This window comes from Microbacterium sp. TPU 3598, assembly GCF_002356155.1.
Classification (GTDB): Bacteria; Actinomycetota; Actinomycetes; order Actinomycetales; family Microbacteriaceae; genus Microbacterium; species Microbacterium maritypicum_A.
Window position 1 is genome coordinate 1,130,560 of record NZ_AP017975.1, and the last position, 17,808, is coordinate 1,148,367.

At 69.1% G+C, this 17,808-nt stretch carries 16 protein-coding genes; 8 read left to right on the forward strand and 8 right to left on the reverse strand.

The genetic code is table 11. The annotated features are described in order from the left end of the window. Positions 1–59: 59 nt before the first annotated feature. From MST3598_RS05295 to MST3598_RS05320, 6 genes are all read right to left on the reverse strand, one after another. Positions 60–860, reverse strand: a complete 801-nt coding sequence (locus MST3598_RS05295) for an HpcH/HpaI aldolase family protein (RefSeq protein WP_029260484.1) — start codon at positions 858–860, stop codon at positions 60–62. Then, positions 845–1,630: a fumarylacetoacetate hydrolase family protein gene (locus MST3598_RS05300; RefSeq protein WP_029260485.1), complete on the reverse strand. Its 786-nt coding sequence runs from the start codon at positions 1,628–1,630 to the stop codon at positions 845–847. The genes MST3598_RS05295 and MST3598_RS05300 overlap by 16 nt, the downstream gene beginning before the upstream one ends. A gap of 10 nt (positions 1,631–1,640) precedes the next feature. Then, positions 1,641–2,804, reverse strand: coding sequence for a 3,4-dihydroxyphenylacetate 2,3-dioxygenase (gene hpaD, locus MST3598_RS05305; protein ID WP_029260486.1), 1,164 nt, complete (start codon positions 2,802–2,804; stop codon positions 1,641–1,643). Between the two features lie 91 nt (positions 2,805–2,895). Then, on the reverse strand, positions 2,896–4,392 hold the full coding sequence (gene hpaE / locus MST3598_RS05310; RefSeq protein WP_029260487.1) for a 5-carboxymethyl-2-hydroxymuconate semialdehyde dehydrogenase: 1,497 nt from the start codon (positions 4,390–4,392) through the stop codon (positions 2,896–2,898). Then, positions 4,389–5,102, reverse strand: coding sequence for a GntR family transcriptional regulator (locus MST3598_RS05315; protein WP_021198826.1), 714 nt, complete (start codon positions 5,100–5,102; stop codon positions 4,389–4,391). Before MST3598_RS05315 ends, hpaE begins: the two co-directional genes overlap by 4 nt. Further along, the gene (locus MST3598_RS05320; RefSeq protein ID WP_036271924.1) at positions 5,099–6,583 is read right to left on the reverse strand and encodes a fumarylacetoacetate hydrolase family protein; all 1,485 of its coding nucleotides are present in this window, start codon (positions 6,581–6,583) and stop codon (positions 5,099–5,101) included. The genes MST3598_RS05315 and MST3598_RS05320 overlap by 4 nt, the downstream gene beginning before the upstream one ends. A gap of 153 nt (positions 6,584–6,736) precedes the next feature. Here MST3598_RS05320 and MST3598_RS05325 point away from each other — a divergent pair, with 153 nt between their 5' ends. After that, positions 6,737–8,116, forward strand: coding sequence for an MFS transporter (locus tag MST3598_RS05325; RefSeq protein WP_021198824.1), 1,380 nt, complete (start codon positions 6,737–6,739; stop codon positions 8,114–8,116). 105 nt (positions 8,117–8,221) lie between these two features. Here MST3598_RS05325 and MST3598_RS05330 read toward each other — a convergent pair whose 3' ends face one another. Then, entirely contained in the window at positions 8,222–8,932 is a 711-nt protein-coding gene (locus MST3598_RS05330) for an IclR family transcriptional regulator (protein ID WP_029260489.1), read from the reverse strand. Between the two features lie 159 nt (positions 8,933–9,091). On the opposite strand from MST3598_RS05330, the gene MST3598_RS05335 reads away from it, so the two are divergent. From MST3598_RS05335 to MST3598_RS05360, 6 genes are all read left to right on the forward strand, one after another. After that, on the forward strand, positions 9,092–10,963 hold the full coding sequence (locus tag MST3598_RS05335; protein WP_029260490.1) for an FAD-dependent monooxygenase: 1,872 nt from the start codon (positions 9,092–9,094) through the stop codon (positions 10,961–10,963). Between the two features lie 185 nt (positions 10,964–11,148). After that, a complete protein-coding gene (locus MST3598_RS05340; protein ID WP_029260491.1) occupies positions 11,149–12,123 on the forward strand; it encodes an ABC transporter ATP-binding protein in 975 nt (324 codons plus the stop codon). Position 12,124: 1 nt separating this feature from the next. After that, positions 12,125–12,880, forward strand: a complete 756-nt coding sequence (locus MST3598_RS05345) for an ABC transporter permease (RefSeq protein ID WP_029260492.1) — start codon at positions 12,125–12,127, stop codon at positions 12,878–12,880. A gap of 40 nt (positions 12,881–12,920) precedes the next feature. Next, positions 12,921–14,114, forward strand: coding sequence for a sensor histidine kinase (locus MST3598_RS05350; RefSeq protein ID WP_029260493.1), 1,194 nt, complete (start codon positions 12,921–12,923; stop codon positions 14,112–14,114). Continuing rightward, positions 14,111–14,740 (forward strand): response regulator, encoded by a 630-nt coding sequence (locus MST3598_RS05355; protein WP_399553092.1) that lies wholly within the window; start codon positions 14,111–14,113, stop codon positions 14,738–14,740. The genes MST3598_RS05350 and MST3598_RS05355 overlap by 4 nt, the downstream gene beginning before the upstream one ends. Before the next feature lie 128 nt (positions 14,741–14,868). After that, a complete protein-coding gene (locus tag MST3598_RS05360) occupies positions 14,869–15,243 on the forward strand; it encodes a VOC family protein (RefSeq protein WP_029260495.1) in 375 nt (124 codons plus the stop codon). Here MST3598_RS05360 and MST3598_RS05365 read toward each other — a convergent pair. Then, positions 15,231–15,635 carry a VOC family protein gene (locus MST3598_RS05365; protein WP_029260496.1) on the reverse strand — a complete coding sequence of 135 codons (405 nt, stop codon included), beginning with the start codon at positions 15,633–15,635 and terminating at the stop codon, positions 15,231–15,233. The two genes, MST3598_RS05360 and MST3598_RS05365, sit on opposite strands and share 13 nt — an antisense overlap. A 187-nt stretch (positions 15,636–15,822) precedes the next feature. Here MST3598_RS05365 and MST3598_RS05370 point away from each other — a divergent pair, with 187 nt between their 5' ends. Next, positions 15,823–17,745, forward strand: coding sequence for an endonuclease/exonuclease/phosphatase family protein (locus MST3598_RS05370; protein ID WP_136053606.1), 1,923 nt, complete (start codon positions 15,823–15,825; stop codon positions 17,743–17,745). Positions 17,746–17,808 lie beyond the last annotated feature (63 nt).

Genomic DNA, 17,808 nt, shown 5'->3' on the forward strand with positions numbered 1-17,808 from the left:
GAATCGCGCAGACGGTTGCATCCAGATCCTGGACACAGCCACGTGCGCGATTCGAAAGGTCAGTAGCTGGCGCGGGAGGAGTCGTCGGTGGCGATGAAGCGCGCGGCCAGAGCCTCGGACGCCCGTGCGAGCAGAGCGACATCCGCCCCGACGGCCACGAAGTCGGCACCGGCGGCGAAGTAGGCGTCGGCGGTTGCAGGGTCGAACGCGTTGACGCCGACGGCTTTACCTGCCGCCTTGACCGCGGCGAAGACCTTCTCGACGGCAGCCGTGACCTCGGGGTGGGTCTGCTGGCCGAGCAGGCCCATCGACGCGGACAGATCGGAAGGGCCGACGAAAACCGCGTCGACGCCGTCGACCGCGGCGATGTCGGCTGCGGCCTCGACGCCCGCCGCCGTCTCGATCTGCACCGTGAGCGAGATGTGCTGCGCCGATTCCTGCAGGTAGCGATCGACACGGTTCCAGCGCGCGCTGCGGGCGAGGGCGCTGCCCACTCCGCGCACGCCCTCGGGCGGGTAGCGGGTGGCCGCGACGGCGGCGCGGGCCTCGTCTGCGGAGGAGACCATCGGCACGATCAGGTTCTGCGCTCCGAGGTCGAGGATCTGCTTGATCGCGACGGTGTCGTTCGACGGCACCCGCACGAGCGGGGCGACCGGGTACGCGGCGACAGCCTGGAGCTGCACGAGCACGGACTCGAGCGTGTTCGCCGAGTGCTCCATGTCGATCAGGAGCCAGTCGAGTCCCGACCCCGCGGCGACCTCGACGAGCAGCGGGCTGCCGGAGCAGACCCACATGCCGACGAAGGGGCGATCGGAGTCCGCGATCTGCTCGCGGAACGAAGGGGCTAGACGAAGCGGCATGCAATTGTTCCCATCGGTCCGTAATCGCACAGCACCTCGTCGCCACGCGACACCCACATCGGGCGTGTGAACGATCCTGCCAGGATGATCTCTCCGGCCTCGAGACGCGCGCCGTGCTGATGGAACTTGTTCGCGAGCCAGGCGACCCCGGTGGCCGGGTGACCGAGCACCCCGGCGGCGACACCGGTCTCCTCGATCTCACCGTTGCGGGAGAGGACACCGGGAACCCAGCGCAGGTCGATCTCATCGGGGCGCTTGCGCACGGTGCCGAGCACCATCGCGCCGTACGCCGCGTTGTCGCTGATCGTGTCGACGATCGTGCGGCCCTCGAGCTCGATGTGCGAGTTCAGCACCTCGAGCGCGGGGACGGCGTAGTCGATCGCCGCGAGAGCGTCGTCGAGGGTGCAGTCGGGGCCCTCGAGCGGGGTCTTCAGCACGAAGGCGAGCTCGACCTCGATGCGCACGTTCGAGAAGTGGTCGACCGGGATATCGGCTCCCGAGTCGTAGACCGTGTCGTCGAACATCACCCCGTAGTCCGGCTCGGTGATGCCCGTGGCCTGCTGCATCGCCTTCGAGGTCAATCCGATCTTGCGACCGACGAGTCGACGGCCCGCGGCGATCTGCGAGTCGCGCCAGACCCCCTGGATCGCGTAGGAGTCCTCGACCGTGGCCTCCGGGTACCGAGCCGTGATGCGCGGGATCACGGAGTGCGTGCGGTCGGCCTCCGCGAGTTCCGCCGCGATCTGCGTGATCGTCTCTGCTGACAGCATCCGTGCCCCCTTAGAGCTGGTGGCCCAGCTTGTACTCGCCCTGCTTGTACTCGGGCATGTCCTTGTCGTCGTCCGCACGCGTGTACGAGAAACCATCGGCGCCGATCGTGACCGCCATCTCGGAGTCGTCGGTACGGGCCACGACCGGCTGCGGGTTGCCGTCGAGGTCGAGGACCAGCGAGGCATCCGTGTACCAGGACGGGACGACGGGGTTGCCCCACCAGTCGCGACGCTGGTTGTCATGGACGTCCCACGTGATGACCGGGTTGTCGGGGTCGCCCGTGTAGTAGTCCTGCGTGTACACCTCGACGCGGTGGCCGTCGGGGTCGCGCAGGTAGAGGTAGAAGGCGTTCGAGACGCCGTGACGCCCGGGGCCGCGCTCGATCGAGTCGGAGCGGCGGAGCGCGCCGAGCTTGTCGCAGATCGCGAGGATGTTGTGCTTCTCGTGGGTCGCGAAGCACACGTGATGCATCCGGGGGCCGTCGCCGCCGGTCATGGCCGTGTCGTGCACCGTGGGCTTGCGGCGCATCCAGGCGGCGTAGACCGTGCCCTCGTCGTCCTGGATGTCCTCCGTGACGCGGAATCCGAGATCCTGCATGAACCCCACGGCGCGCGGCACATCGGGGGTGACCTGGTTGAAGTGGTCCAGCCGCACCAGCTCGCCGGGGATGTGCAGGTCGTAGCGCCATGACATCCGCTCGACGTGCTCGGTCGCGTAGAAGAACTCGTAGGGGAAGCCGAGCGGGTCGACCACGCGCACCGAGTCTCCGATGCCCTTGACGAAGCCGTTCTCATCGCGTCGCACATCGCAGCCCAGCTCGGTGTAGAACTCCACCGCGCGGTCGAGGTCTTCGGGAGTGCGGACCCGGTACGAGAAGGCGGCCACGGCGGCGATCGGGCCCTTGCGCAGCACCAGGTTGTGGTGGATGAACTCCTCCGTCGACCGCAGGTAGATCGCCTCGTCGTCCTCCGCGGTCACGTACAGGCCCAGGATGTCGACGTAGAACTGCCGCGAGGCCGCGAGGTCGGTGACCACGAGCTCCATGTACGCGCAGCGGAGGATGTCCGGCGGCGAGCTCTGCGGCGTCGCGATGGGGTTCTCGGAGCGGATCGGCGCCTCCTGGGAGACGTAGAAGCCGGAGGAGGTCAGGGTCATGTCGTCGCGGTGTGTCATGTCAGCGTCCTTGCGTGAGGTTCCGGTCGCACTCTCTGTCGCATCCGCGTCGGTGGGGCGGCGGAGAGTGCGACCGGAACGAGACAGTGGGTCAGTTCTTGCCGAAGGTCGGGTTGTGGGCGGGCCCGAGCGTGATGTGCACGCTCTGCTGGTCGGTGTAGAAGTCGATCGAGCGGTAGCCGCCCTCATGACCGAGACCCGAGGCCTTCACGCCGCCGAACGGGGTGCGGAGGTCGCGCACGTTGTTGCTGTTCAGCCACACCATGCCGGCCTCGACCGACTGCGCGAAGTTGTGCGCCCGCTTGAGGTCGTTGGTCCAGATGTAGGCGGCGAGTCCGTACTTGGTGTTGTTCGCGAGCGACAGCGCCTCCTCGTCGGAGTCGAACGGCGTGATCGCGACGACGGGTCCGAAGATCTCCTCCTGGAAGATCCGGGCGTCGGGGGAGACGTCGGCGAACACGGTCGGCGCGACGAAGTTGCCCTCCTCGAAACCCTCGGGACGACCGCCGCCGGCGACGAGGCGGCCCTCGGTCTTGCCCATCTCGACGTAGCTCATGACCTTCTCGTAGTGCTCGGGGTGAACGAGGGCACCGACCTCCGTGGCGGGGTCGTGCGGGTAGCCGACCTTGACGCGCTTCGCCTGAGCGGCGTAGCGCTCGACGAACTCCTCGTAGATCGAGCGCTCGACGAGGATGCGGGATCCAGCCGTGCAGCGCTCGCCGTTGAGGGAGAAGACGCCGAAGATCGTGGCGTCCACGGCGGCCTCGAGGTCGGCGTCGGCGAAGACCACGGCGGGCGACTTGCCACCGAGCTCCATCGACAGCCCCTTGAGGAACGGCGCGGCGTTGCCGAAGATGAGCTGTCCGGTCGAGCTCTCACCCGTGAAGGAGATGAGCGGCACGTCGGGGTGCTTCACGAGCGCGTCGCCCGCGTCCTCGCCGAGGCCGTTCACGAGGTTGAAGACGCCCTTCGGCAGCCCCGCCTCCTCGAAGATGCCTGCCCAGAGGGACGCGGAGAGCGGCGTGAACTCGGCAGGCTTCAGCACGACCGTGTTGCCGGTCGCGAGCGCGGGACCGAGCTTCCACGACTCGAGCATGAAGGGCGTGTTCCACGGTGTGATGAGCCCGGCGACGCCGATCGGCTTGCGGTTGACGTAGTTCATCTGGCGCCCTGGCACCTTGAAGGCGTCGTCGGACTGCGCGACGATCAGGTCGGCGAAGAAGCGGAAGTTCTCGGCGGCGCGACGGGCCTGACCCAGTGCCTGCGTGATCGGGAGGCCCGAGTCGTACGACTCGAGCGCGGCCAGACGCGCATCGCGCGACTCGACGATGTCGGCGATCTTGTGCAGCACCCGCGACCGCTCGCGGGGGAGCATGCGCGGCCAGGGGCCCTCATCGAACGCGCGCTTCGCGGCGGCGACGGCGAGCTCGATGTCGGCCTTCTTGCCCGCTGCGGCCGTCGTGTACGCCTGGTTGGTGACCGGGTCGAGCACGTCGAACGTGTCTCCATCGACGGAGTCGACGAATGCGCCGTCGATGTAGTGCTGGATGTGGTCGGGGAGGTCGGCGGGGATGCGCGAATCGGTCATGAGAATTCTCCGGTCGTCTGGGCAGAAGTCGTCTGGTCGGAAGTCGTCTGGGTGGAACGGGCGTGCAGCGCGTCGAGGAACGCGTCCATGGTGCGCCAGCGGTGGTTGCGGGCGGCGAGTTCGATCTCGAGAGGGTCGGCACCCGCGCGGATGAGATCGAGGATCTCGGTGTGCTCCTCGACCGAGTGCTGGGCGCGTCCGGGGATCGATGCGAACGTCGTGTCGCGGATGCCGGAGAGCCGCGACCAGCCGCGGTGCACGAGATCGAGCAGATGCGGGTTGGGGCACGGCTCGAACAGCACCGAATGGAACTGGCGGTTGAGCTCGGTGAAGGCGTGGGCGTCGAGTTGGTCGAGCATCTGCGCCATCCGCTCGTTGATGCGGGTGGCCTCATCGAGGGCGGCGTCGTCGAGAAGGGGAGCGGAGAGCGCGGTGGCGCAGCCTTCGACGAGGCCGAGCGTCTGCATGGTGTGGGCGTATTCGCTCTCGTCGACGAGGGTCACGCGTGCGCCGACGTTGCGCTCGAACGTCACGAGTCCTTCGGCTTCGAGGCGGCGGATGGCTTCGCGCACCGGGACGACGCTCATCTGGAGGTCGTCCGCGATGGATCCCAGCACCAGACGATATCCAGGGCTGAACATATGACCCGTGATGCGGGAGCGGAGCCACTCGTAAGCCACCTCGGACTTGCTGGCCGCCGTCGTGGTCATCGTGCGCTCCGATCGCCGGCGCTCCGGTCCGAGATGGCCTCCTCGTAGCGGGCTCGCCACTCGGCGTTCAGAGGGAACAGCCCGTCGACGGGGTGGCCGGCGGCCACCTGCTCGGCGATCCAGGCGTCTTCGATCTCCTGCGCGACGGCGCTCGCCGCGACCTCGGCAGCCAGCGCCGGGGGGATGACGATCACGCCGTCGCTGTCGCCGACGATGATGTCGCCCGGCTGCACGGTCGCGCCGCCGCAGGAGATCGTGACGTCCACATCCCATGGCACGTGCTTGCGGCCGAGCACGGACGGATGCGCGCCCTGCGAGAACACGGGGAGACCGATCTCGGCCACGGCGTCGAAGTCGCGGACGCCCCCGTCGGTGACGACCCCGGCCGCTCCGCGGACCTTCGCGCGCAGGGCGAGGATGTCGCCGAGGGTGCCGGTCGTGGCATCCTCTCGGGCTTCGATCACGATGATCTCGCCCTCTTCCACGGCGTCGAACGCGCGCTTCTGGGCGTTGTAGCCGCCGCCGTGGGAGGCGAAGAGGTCTTCGCGGAACGGCACGAAGCGCAGCGTCTTCGCGGTGCCGACGATCTTGCTGCCGGGGATGTTCACGGACACGCCGTCGATGAAGCAGGAGTGGTGTCCACGCTTGCGGAGCTGCGCCGACAGACCGGCCGTCGGCGCCTCGAGGAGCTGGGCGCGCAGCTCGGGGGAGAGCCCGTGCGTCTTCTCGAGGGGAGGCAGGCCTGCCTCCTCGCGAGAGCCCCACGCTTCTGTGCGCTGCAGGTCGTCGACGGCGGGGAGCGATCCGAGGTCGCCGTCGAAGGGCATCTCGCCCTGCGTGACGGTGGTGATGAGACGGCCCGAGGTCGGAGCGCCGGGGGCCTCCGGGGCATCCACCTCGACCTCGACGACGTCGCCAGGGACGATGACCGAAGAACCGGCGGGAGTGCCGGTGAGGATCACATCGCCGGGCTCGAGCGTGAAGTGCTGGGACAGGTCGGCCACGAGCTGCGCGAGCGGGAAGATGAGGCCGGCGGTGGTGTCGTCCTGACGGAGCTCTCCGTTCACCCAGGCGCGCACCCGGAGGGCGGCGGGGTCGACCGTGCGGGCGTCGATGAGGTCGGGGCCGAGCGGCGTGTATCCGTCGCCGCCCTTGGAGCGGACGTTCGAGCCCTTGTCGTTCGCGCGCAGGTCGTACAGGCCGAGATCGTTCGAGGCGGTGACCCAGCCGACGTGGTCCCAGGCGTCGTCGAGCGAGACCCGGCGGGCGGGAGTGCCGATCACGAGAGCGATCTCGCCCTCGAAGGCGAGCAGCTCGGTGCCGGCAGGGCGCTCGACGGTGCCACCGGAGACGCCGACCGAGCTGGCCGGCTTGAAGAAGTAGGAAGGGGAGGCAGGGCGCCTGCCGCGCTGGTCGGCGCGCGAGGCATAGCTCAGGTGGATCGCGATGATCTTGCCGGGGCGGGTGATGGGGGCCGTCACGGGGCGCCTCCTTGCGCTCGTCTGCGATGTCGTGCGTGACGCCTTGTGCGTCGTATTCGAAATCATATATCATCGGTTCACCCCTCGGCAAGCACTTCGGATCCGCTCCGCTGCACGCCGTGACAATGCGGTCACAACCAAAGGAGACACCCCATGAGCGGGCAGTCACAGGCTGGGTTCACGCCCACCGGAACCATCGCGACAGCGGCCGATCGGCGCCGTGTCGTGTTCGCCACCGTCGTCGGCACCACGGTCGAGTGGTACGACTTCTTCATCTATGCCACGGCCGTCGGGCTCGTGTTCGGTCAGCTCTTCTTCGCCCCGCTCGGCGAGAACAGCGCCCTGATCGGCTTCGCCACGGTCGGTGTCAGCTTCCTGTTCCGTCCCCTCGGCGCCTTCCTCGCCGGCCACTACGGCGACAAGCTCGGGCGCAAGGCCGTGCTGATGTGGACGCTGATCCTGATGGGTGCGGCCACCGCCCTCATCGGCATCCTGCCCACGTACGAGACCATCGGACTGATGGCGCCGATCCTGCTGGTGCTGCTGCGCATCGTGCAGGGCATCTCGGCGGGCGGTGAGTGGGGCGGTGCCGTGCTGATGGCCGTGGAGCATGCGCCCCGCAAGAAGCGCGGCATCTTCGGTGCGTCCCCGCAGATCGGCGTGCCTCTCGGCCTCCTGCTCGCCTCCGGTGTGATGGCGCTCATGACGGTGATCGCCCCCGGCGACCAGTTCCTCGCGTGGGGCTGGCGTGTGCCGTTCCTGCTCAGCGTGGTGCTGATCCTCGTCGGGTACTACGTGCGCCGCAAGGTCGAGGAGAGCCCGGTCTTCACCGAGCTCGCCGCGCGCAAGGAGAAGGCGCGGATGCCGATCGCGCAGCTGTTCCGCAAGCATCTGCTGCTCGTGATCATCGCCGCGTTCGTGTTCGCCGGCAACAACGCCGTGGGCTACATGACCACGGGCGGATACATCCAGGGGTACGCCACGGACCCCGCCGGCCCCATCGGCCTCGAGCGCGGCCCCGTGCTCTGGGCGGTCGCCGGATCCGCGGTCACCTGGCTGCTCACCACGCTCCTCGCGGGGTGGCTGTCCGACCGCATCGGCCGCCGCACGACGTACATCGTCGGCTGGGCGCTGCAGCTGGTCGGCGTGTTCACGCTGTTCCCGCTGGTCAACACCGGCGAGATCGGCCTGCTGTTCGCCGGGTTGGCGATCCTCACGATCGGCCTCGGATTCACCTACGGTCCGCAGGCGGCGCTGTACGCCGAGCTGTTCCCCGCGAGCATCCGGTTCTCCGGTGTCTCGATCTCGTACGCGATCGGCGCCATCGCCGGCGGTGCGTTCGCCCCGACGATCGCGACGGCCATCGTGAAGGCGACCGGCTCGACGGGGGCCGTCACCTGGTATCTGGCCGGAATGACCGTACTGGGTCTCGTCGCGACCCTGCTGCTCCGCGACCGCTCGGGCATCCCGCTCGGACCGGATCATGAGGAAGAGCAGTCCGTCAGCCCGATCTACGGACTCGCCAAGGCCTGACCTCGCGCGGATGGCATGACGTGCTCCCGTCGCGCTTCCTGTCGTCTGCCATACGGCGACGACAGGAAGCGCGGCGGGAGCTTCGTCTCGAGGGCTGCGCGCGCGTCAGCCGTCGAGAGCGTCGCGGATGTCGGACGCCGCCTGTCGGAGTCGCGCGGCGATCTCGGCATCGTCGAGGTCTGCTGCCACGTGCACGACGGCGATCGCGGCCGGGCGCTGTCCGCGCAGGGTGAGCGGGACCGCGACGGACTGGACGGTGGGGATGACCTCGTCGTGGCTCGTCGCATAGCCGCGGGCACGCGCCGCATCGACGTCGGCAGGAAGCGATGCGGGAACCTCCTCCGGCCATTCCGCGACCGGCACCTGCGCGAGGATCGCTTTCCCTGGGGCGCCGACCGACACCGGGTGTCGGGCGCCGGGGCGTTGGGCGACACTCGCGACCGCGTGCCGAGGCTCGACGCTGGCCAGCGTGATGCACTCGGTGCCGTCGAGGACGGCGAGGAAGCATGTCATGCCGAGTTCGTTGGCGATCGCCGTGAGCTCGGGAAGCGCCTCGGCCTGCAGGTCGTGCGCGACCCCGGCCGCGAGTGCTGCCATGCGCGCCCCGAGACTCACCGCTCCGGAGGCGTCGCGCGTGACCAGCCCGTGGTCTTCGAGCGTGCGCAGCAGGCGATACGCGATGGAGCGGTGCACACCGAGACGGGACGCGATCTCGTCGATCGTCAGGGGGCCGCGGGCATCGGCGAGTACCTCGAGGATGCGGATGCCGCGACTGAGAGTCTGGGAGGCGGGCGAGGGGATCGTGCTGTCGGGCATGCGGGTGCTCCCTTGCGATCGCGGACGGCGCGGTTTAGGCTGTGTTCAATAGTAGAACGGTGTGTTCGAATATAGAACACGATGGCGTCGGGTGCAAGACCCGATGAACCACCTCCGACAGACACACCCGACGATGACGTCCGGAAGGAATCGACGACGATGCAGTTCCACCACCACGGCTACGTCTCCGCTGACCCGCGCGTGCAGGGCGCCGCCGGCATCGGGGTTGCGCGGCCCGCCGACCTCCCCGACGAGATCGATGTGCTCATCGTCGGGTCGGGGCCTGCGGGGATGCTGCTCGCCGCCCAGATGGCGCAGTATCCCGACATCTCCACCCGCATCATCGAGAAGCGCGACGGGCGCCTTCCGCTCGGCCAGGCCGACGGCATCCAGCCGCGCAGTGTCGAGACGTTCCAGGCGTTCGGTTTCGCCGAGCGGATCATCGCCGAGGCGTACAACATCGGCTGGATGAACTTCTGGGGTCCGAACCCGGACAAGCGCGACGAGATCGTCCGCACCTCGCGCACCTCCGACTACGCCTACGACATCTGCGAGTTCCCGCACCTCATCGTCAACCAGGCCCGCGTGCTCGACTACTTCGCCGAGGCCGCGGCGAACGGGCCCGGCCGGATCGTGCCCGACTACGGGGTCGAGTTCACCGGCCTCACGGTGCACGTCGAGGGGGAGTACCCCGTCGAGGTCGGCATCCGCTACGTCGCGGGGGAGCGCTCGGGCGAGGAGCGGACCATCCGTGCCAAGTTCGTCGTCGGCTGCGACGGCGCCCGCAGCGGTGTGCGTCAGGCGATCGGCCGCACGCACGTGGGAGCCTCGGCCGCGCACGCCTGGGGTGTCATGGACGTGCTCGTCAACACCGACTTCCCGGACTGGCGCACCAAGTGCGCGATCAACTCCGAGGCGGGCAACATCCTGCACATCCCGCGGGAGGGCGGATACCTCTCGCGCATGTACATCGACCTGGGCGAGGTCGCAGACGACGATGACCACCGCGTACGGCAGACGCCGATCGAGGAGATCATCCGCCGCGCGAACGAGATCCTGCACCCGTACACACTCGATGTCCGCGAGGTCGCCTGGCACAGCGTGTACGAAGTCGGACACCGGGTCACCGACGGCTTCGACGACGTGATCGACGGTTCGGGACGCACGCCCCGGGTGTTCCTCACCGGCGACGCGTGCCACACGCACAGCGCCAAGGCGGGCCAGGGCATGAATGTGTCGATGCAGGACGGCTTCAACCTCGGGTGGAAGCTCGGCTCTGTGCTCTCGGGCCGTGCCCCGGAAGCCCTGCTGGCCACGTACGGCGCCGAGCGGCGGCCCGTGGCGCAGCAGCTGATCGACTTCGACCGCGAGTGGTCGAGCCTGATGGCGCGGAAGCCCGAGGAGATCTCCGACCCCAACGAGCTGGCGACCTACTACCTCGCCACGGCAGAGTTCCCGTCGGGGTTCATGACGCAGTACACCTCGTCGATGATCACCGGAACCGACCGGCACCAGGATCTGGCCGTGGGTTTCCCGCTCGGGAAGCGCTTCAAGTCCGCCGAGGTCGTGCGCGTGGGCGACGGCAACGTGGTGCACCTCGGGCACCACGCGAAGGCCGACGGCCGCTGGCGGGTGTACGCGTTCGGCGACCGCACCGGTGAAGGGGTCGCCACATGGGCGGAGGCGGCCGAGCCGCTGTTCGCGCGCTTCACGCCGGAGGACGCCGAGGTCGATGCCGTCTTCGATGTCAAGGCGGTCTATCAGCAGCCGTTCGAAGAGGTCGAGGTCACCTCGGCTCCCGCGCTGTTCCAGCCGAAGACCGGGCCGCTCGGACTGACCGACTGGGAGAAGGTGTACGCGGCGGGCCCCAGCAAGTGGACCGAGACCGACATCTTCGCCGCGCGCGAGCTGTCGCGCGACGGCGTGGTGGTCGTGGTGCGGCCAGACCAGTACGTGGCAGCGATCCTGCCGCTGCATGAGACGACCGAGCTGGCCGGCTTCCTCGAGGGGGCGCTGCTTCCGGCGCGTTGAGGTCGCGGGCTCCGCTCCGCGTCGGGCGGAGACCCCCTCGACGGGCGGAGCGTCGGCCCCGGTCGTTCCGCCCGAGGGTGAGTTCTCCTCCCGGGGCGGCGGGGCTCCTGGACATGACATGTGTCACGTCCAGGAGATGACACCGCCCTCCGGCGCCACCGCCCGCATCGGACGAGGCTGGAGGCATGAACAACTCCTCCGTGGACGGGACGGCGACGCGGGCCTCCGCTCGACCGGTAACCGCCGCCCCGACCGATGAACCCGTGGTGCTCGAGCTGAGCGCCGTGAAACGACACTTCGGCACGGGCGACCGCCGGGTGCAGGCTGTCGACGGGGTCGACCTGTCGATCCGACGTGGCGAGGTCGTCGCGCTGCTGGGACCGAACGGTGCGGGCAAGACCACCACGCTCGACATGCTTCTCGGGCTCACCGAGCCCAGCAGCGGCACCGTGCGGGTGCTCGGGACGACACCGCAGCGCGCCACTTCCAGCGGTTCGATCGGGGCGGTGCTGCAGACCGGGGGCCTGCTCGGCGACCTGACCGTCGGAGAGACGGTGCGGCTGATCGCTTCTCTCCACGGTGCCGACGCCCTCGACCGGGTGGACGATGTCATGGCCCGCGCCGACCTGGAGCATCTCGCCCGCCGAAGGGTCTCGAAGTGCTCCGGTGGTGAGCAGCAGCGCGTGAAGTTCGCGCTCGCGATGGTGTCCGACCCCGACATCCTGGTGCTCGACGAGCCCACGGCGGGAATGGACGTCACGGCCCGGCGGCACTTCTGGGATGTCATGCGGGCGGATGCGGATGCCGGGCGCACGATCGTCTTCGCCACCCACTATCTCGAGGAGGCCGAGCAGTTCGCACGCCGCACCGTGGTGATGCATCGCGGGACGGTCGTCGCCGACGCCCCCACCGCGCTGTTGCGCGCCAGTCTCGGAGAGCGGACCGTCTCGGCGACGGTCGACGAAGACGCGGCCGCGCTCGTCGCCGTTCTGAGCGCGGCTGATGGTGTCGCCGGCGTGCGGCTCGACGGCGATCGTCTCAGCCTGCGTACCGCTGACTCCGACGCCGCCGCCCGCATCCTGCTCGACAACGGTGCCCATGACCTGGAGATCGCCGCGCCCACCCTCGAGACCGCCTTCACGGCACTGACGGAGAACTGACATGCTCGTCTCACCCACCATGCTGCGCATCGAAGGCCTCCGCCAGCTGCGCAACCCCTATACGCTCGCGTTCACTCTGGCGATGCCGGTCGCGATGTACCTGCTGTTCGGTGCCGGAATGGGCTACGGCTCGCTCTCTGCCGGTCACGGGAACGTCTCCTTCTACGTGATGACCTCGATGGCGGCCTATGGCACGGCGGTCGCCATGAGCTCGCTCACGTCGCTCGCCGCGACGGAGGCCAAGCAGGGGTGGGGACGCCAGCTCGCGATGACCCCGCTCACGACGGCCGGATACGCGGCGACGAAGCTGCTCACCGCGGTCGCCTTCGCGGCGCTGGCGCTGGTGGCGGTGTTCACCGCCGGGATGATGACCGGTGCCGAGGCGGAAGACGCCTGGCGCTGGGTCGCGACGGCGGGCATCATCCTCGGGATCGGCCTCATGTACGGACTCTTCGGTCTCGGCGTCGGACTGTTCTTCAGCTCCGACTCGGCAGCGGCCCTCGCCTCGATCTCGATGACGTTCTTCGCGTTCTTCGGCAACGTGTTCATGCCGCTCGACGGTGTGATGCTCGACATCGCGCGCTTCACCCCCCTGTACGGCTTCGTCGCCCTGAGCCGGTGGCCCCTCACCGACGGGACGCTCACGACGGGACAGACCGATCCGCTCTGGATGCTGTTCCTCAACGTCGCCGTCTGGCTCGTGCTGTTCGCCCTCCTCGTCATGATGGGGATGAAGCGCTCGCGGGCGCGGCAGTAGCGGCCCCGACGGCGGCACAGGGCGACAGTAGGTTGGACGGATGACGCGACACACGAACCCGGAGAGTCCAGAGACGCCAGGGTCCGCCCGCGAGGCCGCGTCGTTCGCGGCGGCGGGCGCGGCCCCGGCGGCATGGGCGGCTCCCGGAGCGCGCAGCGCTACGGGGAAGGACCCGTGGGCGCGGTTCGGCTGGCTGATGGCCGTGATCTGGCTCGTGTTCCTCGTCTATCCGGTGATCGCGCTGCTGCGCTCGGAAGCGCCGGTCCCGTGGGCCGTGGTGGGGTGGGCTGCACTGGTCGCGTTCGTCGTGCTGTACGTCACCGGTTTCATGCACGGGATGCGGGGCGGCGGCGGACTGGGTCGCGCACCCTCGCGGAGGCAGTGGATCACGTTCGTCGCACTGATCGGGTGCGTCGTGATCTCGATCCCGGCGGAGGGAGGATCGGCGCTCAGCTTCCTGCCGTTCCTCATGTCGTTCGCCTCCTACGGGCTGACGCGCCTGTGGCACTGGATCACGACGATCGCCGCGGTCACGGTGACGGCGTTGTGCGTCTTCCTGCTTCCTGGGGGGATCAGCTATCTGTCCGTGCTCGCGATCGTGGCGCTGCTCGGCGTGGTCAACACGGTGTCGACGTGGCTCATCCTGCGTTCGGCGGAGGCGGAGAGGCTCGGCCTCGAGCTGGCGACGAGCGAGGGGCGTGAAGCGGTGGCCCGCGACGTGCACGACCTGATCGGGCACTCGCTGACCGTCGTCGGGCTCAAGGCGCAGCTGGTGCGGCGGCTGATGGACTCCGATCCCGAGCGGGCCAAGGCCGAGCTGGCCGACATCGAACGGCTCACGGCGGAGGCGATCGCGGGCGTCCGCTCGACGGTGGCCGGCGCGCGAGGGACCACGCTCGTGGAGCAGCTCGCCTCTTCTCGCGACTCGTTCCGTGCGGCGGACATCGCTCTGCAGGTCGAGGGGGAGCCGAGCGCGCTGTCGCCGGTGCAGGCGATCACCGCGAGCTGGATCCTCCGCGAGGCGACCACGAACACGCTCCGGCATTCTCGTGCTCGAACGGTTCGGGTGAGGTTGCTCCCCGGACGCCTGGTGGTGGAGGACGACGGAGTGGGTGTCGGCCTGGTGGAAGGCAACGGCATCCGCGGTATGCGTGAACGCGCGGCGGCGGCCGGTGCGTCGTTCGTCCTGGGGCCCGTCGGCGACGCGGGCACACGCGTGGAGGTGACCTGGTGAACGCATCGAGCCGCGACATCGGCATCCGCTTGCTGATCGCCGACGATCAGGCTCTCGTGCGGGGCGCGCTCGGGGCGTTGCTCGAGTTGGAGCCCGACCTCACCGTGGTCGGCATGGCCGCGGATGGGGCGGAAGCCGTGCGGCTCGCGGAGGAGCTGCGACCGGACGTGTGTCTCATGGACATCCAGATGCCCGGGGTGGACGGAATCGATGCGACGCGGCGCATCCGTGAGGTGAGCACGGGGACGCGCATCCTCGTCGTGACGACGTTCGCGCGTCCCGGCTACCTGCGCTCCGCTCTGGACGCCGGTGCCAGCGGCTTCATCGTGAAGGACACCCCCGCCGAGGAACTGGCCGAGGCGGTGCGACGCGTGCAGTCCGGACTGCGTGTCCTCGATCCGGCGCTCGCCGCAGACAGCCTGTTCGACGGTGCGAACCCCCTGAGCGATCGGGAACGACAGGTGCTGCGACTCGCCGTGGACGGCCGTTCCGCCGCGATGATCGCCGCCGAGGTGTTCCTGTCAGCGGGAACCGTGCGCAACCACCTCTCCGCGGCGATCGGGAAGACCGGGGCGGCGAACCGTGCGCAGGCGGTGCGGATCGCGCTCGACAAGGGGTGGATCTGACGGGCGGTTCGCTCACTGTCGAATGTCGCTGGTCGAATGTCGCTGGTCGAATGTCGCTGGTCGGATGTCGGTGCTCACGCGTACCGTTGGCGGCGACGGGCGACGGCGCCCGACAGGAGGAGCACCTGATGGACTGGAAGATCGAACTCATCTTCGTGCCGGTCACCGACGTGGACCGCTCGAAGGCCTTCTACGAGAAGATCGGCTTCAACGCCGATTGGGACCAGACGCCCACCGAGGGACTGCGCTTCGTGCAGATGACGCCACCGGGGTCGGCATGCTCGATCGCGTTCGGCACCGGCCTGGGCATCGACCTCGAGCCGGGCAGCCAGAACACGATCCAGGTCGTGGTCCCGGATGCCGATGAGGCGCTCGCCCACCTGCAGGGTCTGGGCGTCTCCGCCCGCGGGGTGCAGGAGCTGGACTGGGGGCGGTTCGTGTCGTTCGACGACCCGGACGGCAACGCCTGGACGCTGCAGCAGCTCCCCGACTATGGAGCGTAGGACCCGGCGTCGGCGACGATCTCGATCTTGAAGCCGGAGGCGTTCTCGAGCCACCCGGCGTAGTGCCGGTCGCCGCCGGCGTGCGGATAGCGGTCGGCGTAGAGCGGATCCCAGCCGTGGGCGGGTGCTTGCGCCATGAGCGCATCGACGGCAGCGCGCGCACCGCCGTGGAACGCGAGATGGTTGAGTCCGGGACGTCGGCGGTCGTGCGTCGGGCCCGACAGATTCGGAGACGTCGTGAGAGTGAGGTAGGCGCTGTCGGCGACCCACGATTCACCGCCGGGCCATTCGCTGTCGAGCGTGAAACCGAGGCGCTGCAGGATCCAGCGCCATTCCGCGCGTACCGCGTCGAGATCGACGATCCACAGTTCGACGTGATGGAAACCCGGCATGGTCCGAGTCTGCCAGGGGAGAGCCGGCGGAGCGGACGATGCCCGTGGTGGTTCGAAGCTCCCGCGACGACGCTCCGGCAGCCGTTCTCCGTGGCACCCTCCACCGGCATTCACCTCGAGGTCACGAGCCGGTCATCCGACGCCCGTACCGTCGCGACGGACCGCGCTTCGAAAGGACCTCCTCGCAATGACCTCCCCCTCCCTGCCGAAGCGAGGACGACTCGCTCTCCTCGGCGCCGCCATCGCTCTCGCCGGAATCCTCGTGGCCCCGCCCGCGCATGCGGCGGACGGATCGCTCGCGGTCGACTCCCCGAGCATCGCGATCGACGAAACCGTGACCTTCACGTTCGATGCCGGCACGGCTGTTCACGACCGCAACTGGATCGGGATCTATCGCGACGGCGTGGTGCCCGGTGGTCCGGCGTCCCTGGACTGGCGATACGTACCCACCGCGGCGGGTGAGGTCACCTGGAACCCTTCGACGCGTGAGGGGTGGACCCGCAACTCGTCGACGATGGGAGCGGGGGAGTACGACGTCTATCTCCTCGAGGACGACGGCTACAACGTGCTCGCCGGACCCATCGACCTCACCGTCACGGACGATGACGCCGAGCCGCCCGTCACGCCTGCTGAGCCGAAGCCGGAGATCGAGGGGAAGAGCGGCCTCAACGTGCTGACGTTCAATGTGTGGCACGGCGGCACGCAGGTCGCCGACGGGGCACGGCAGATCGCCGACATCATCACGCAGACCGATGCCGATGTGACGTTCCTGCCCGAGGTGGGTCAGGCTCCCGCCCAGGTCGCGGCACTGCTCGGGTATCAGCACCTCACTGCGACCGACACCGGCATCGTCTCGCGGTATCCGATCCTCTCGACCGACACGGTCGGGCGCTGGTGGTCGAAGGCGGTGCTCGATGTGAACGGCTCCGAGGTGGTCGTCTACGGCGGTCACCTGGAGTACCGCTGGTACACGACCTACCTTCCGCGGGGGTACGGCGGCGAGGTCCTCGGCGACTGGCCGACCGGCTGGAACACCTGGAGCAAGCTCGGCGCTCCCGTGACCGATGTCGAGGCGATCCTGAAGGCGAACGAGCAGTCCGGCCGCCCCGCTGCTGCTGCGGATCTCGTCGCCGACATCGACGCCGAGCGAGCGGCGGGACGACTCGCCATCGTGGGCGGAGACTTCAACGAACCACCCTCGCAGGACTGGACGGCTGCCACCGCCGGTCTCTTCGACCACAACAGCGTCGTCGTCCCCTGGCAGACGACCCAGAGGCTGCTCGACGGGGGACTGGTCGACGCCTTCCGCACGGTGCACCCCGACCCCGTGGCGAACCCGGGCTTCACCTGGCCTTCGGACAACACCCTGTTCCCCACGTCATCGCTCACCTGGGCGCCGGAAGCGGATGAGCGCGACCGTATCGACTACATCTTCGCGACGCCGGACCGGCGGCTCTCGATCGACGGAGCGGCCGTGGTCGGCCCACAGTCGACCATCGTGCGCAACGCCCGCGTCGTCGACGACAGCGCCGATGAGATCTTCACTCCGGATGCCGTCTGGCCCTCCGATCACAAGGCGGTCCTGGCGAACTTCACGGTCTGCGACGAGGGGTGCGCGAAGCCCGAGCCCGAGCCCGAGCAGCCGAACGTGCAGCTCGGCGCGGCCTCGGTCGCTGCCGGAAGCGACGTCACGATCTCGGGTACCGATTTCCCCGCCACGACCGCGCTGCGGATCGAGCTGCGTTCGACTCCGATGCCGCTCGGGACGGCGACGACGGATGCGTCGGGCGCGTTCCGTGCGACTGTCACCGTTCCCGCGGGCGCATCCCCCGGGGCTCACAGCATCGTCGTCATCGACCCCGATGGTGCGGAGACGACCGTCGCGCTCACGGTGACCGCTTCTATCGGTGGCGAATCGCCAGGGGGTACCCCGGGCGGCGCACCCGGCACCGGGGGAGCCGCAGCCCCCGGATCCGGGGGCGGGACGGTGAAGAGTGACAGCCTCGCCACGACCGGCGCCGACAGCACGCCGTTGATCCTCGGCGGAGCGCTGCTGCTCGGCGTGGGGCTGGGCCTCGTCGTGTGGCGACGGCGTCGGCGTCACGGTTGATCCGACGGGCGGTGCCGGCCCGGCCTCGGCGGCGTGCCGGCATCGCCCGATCCCGATCCCGAT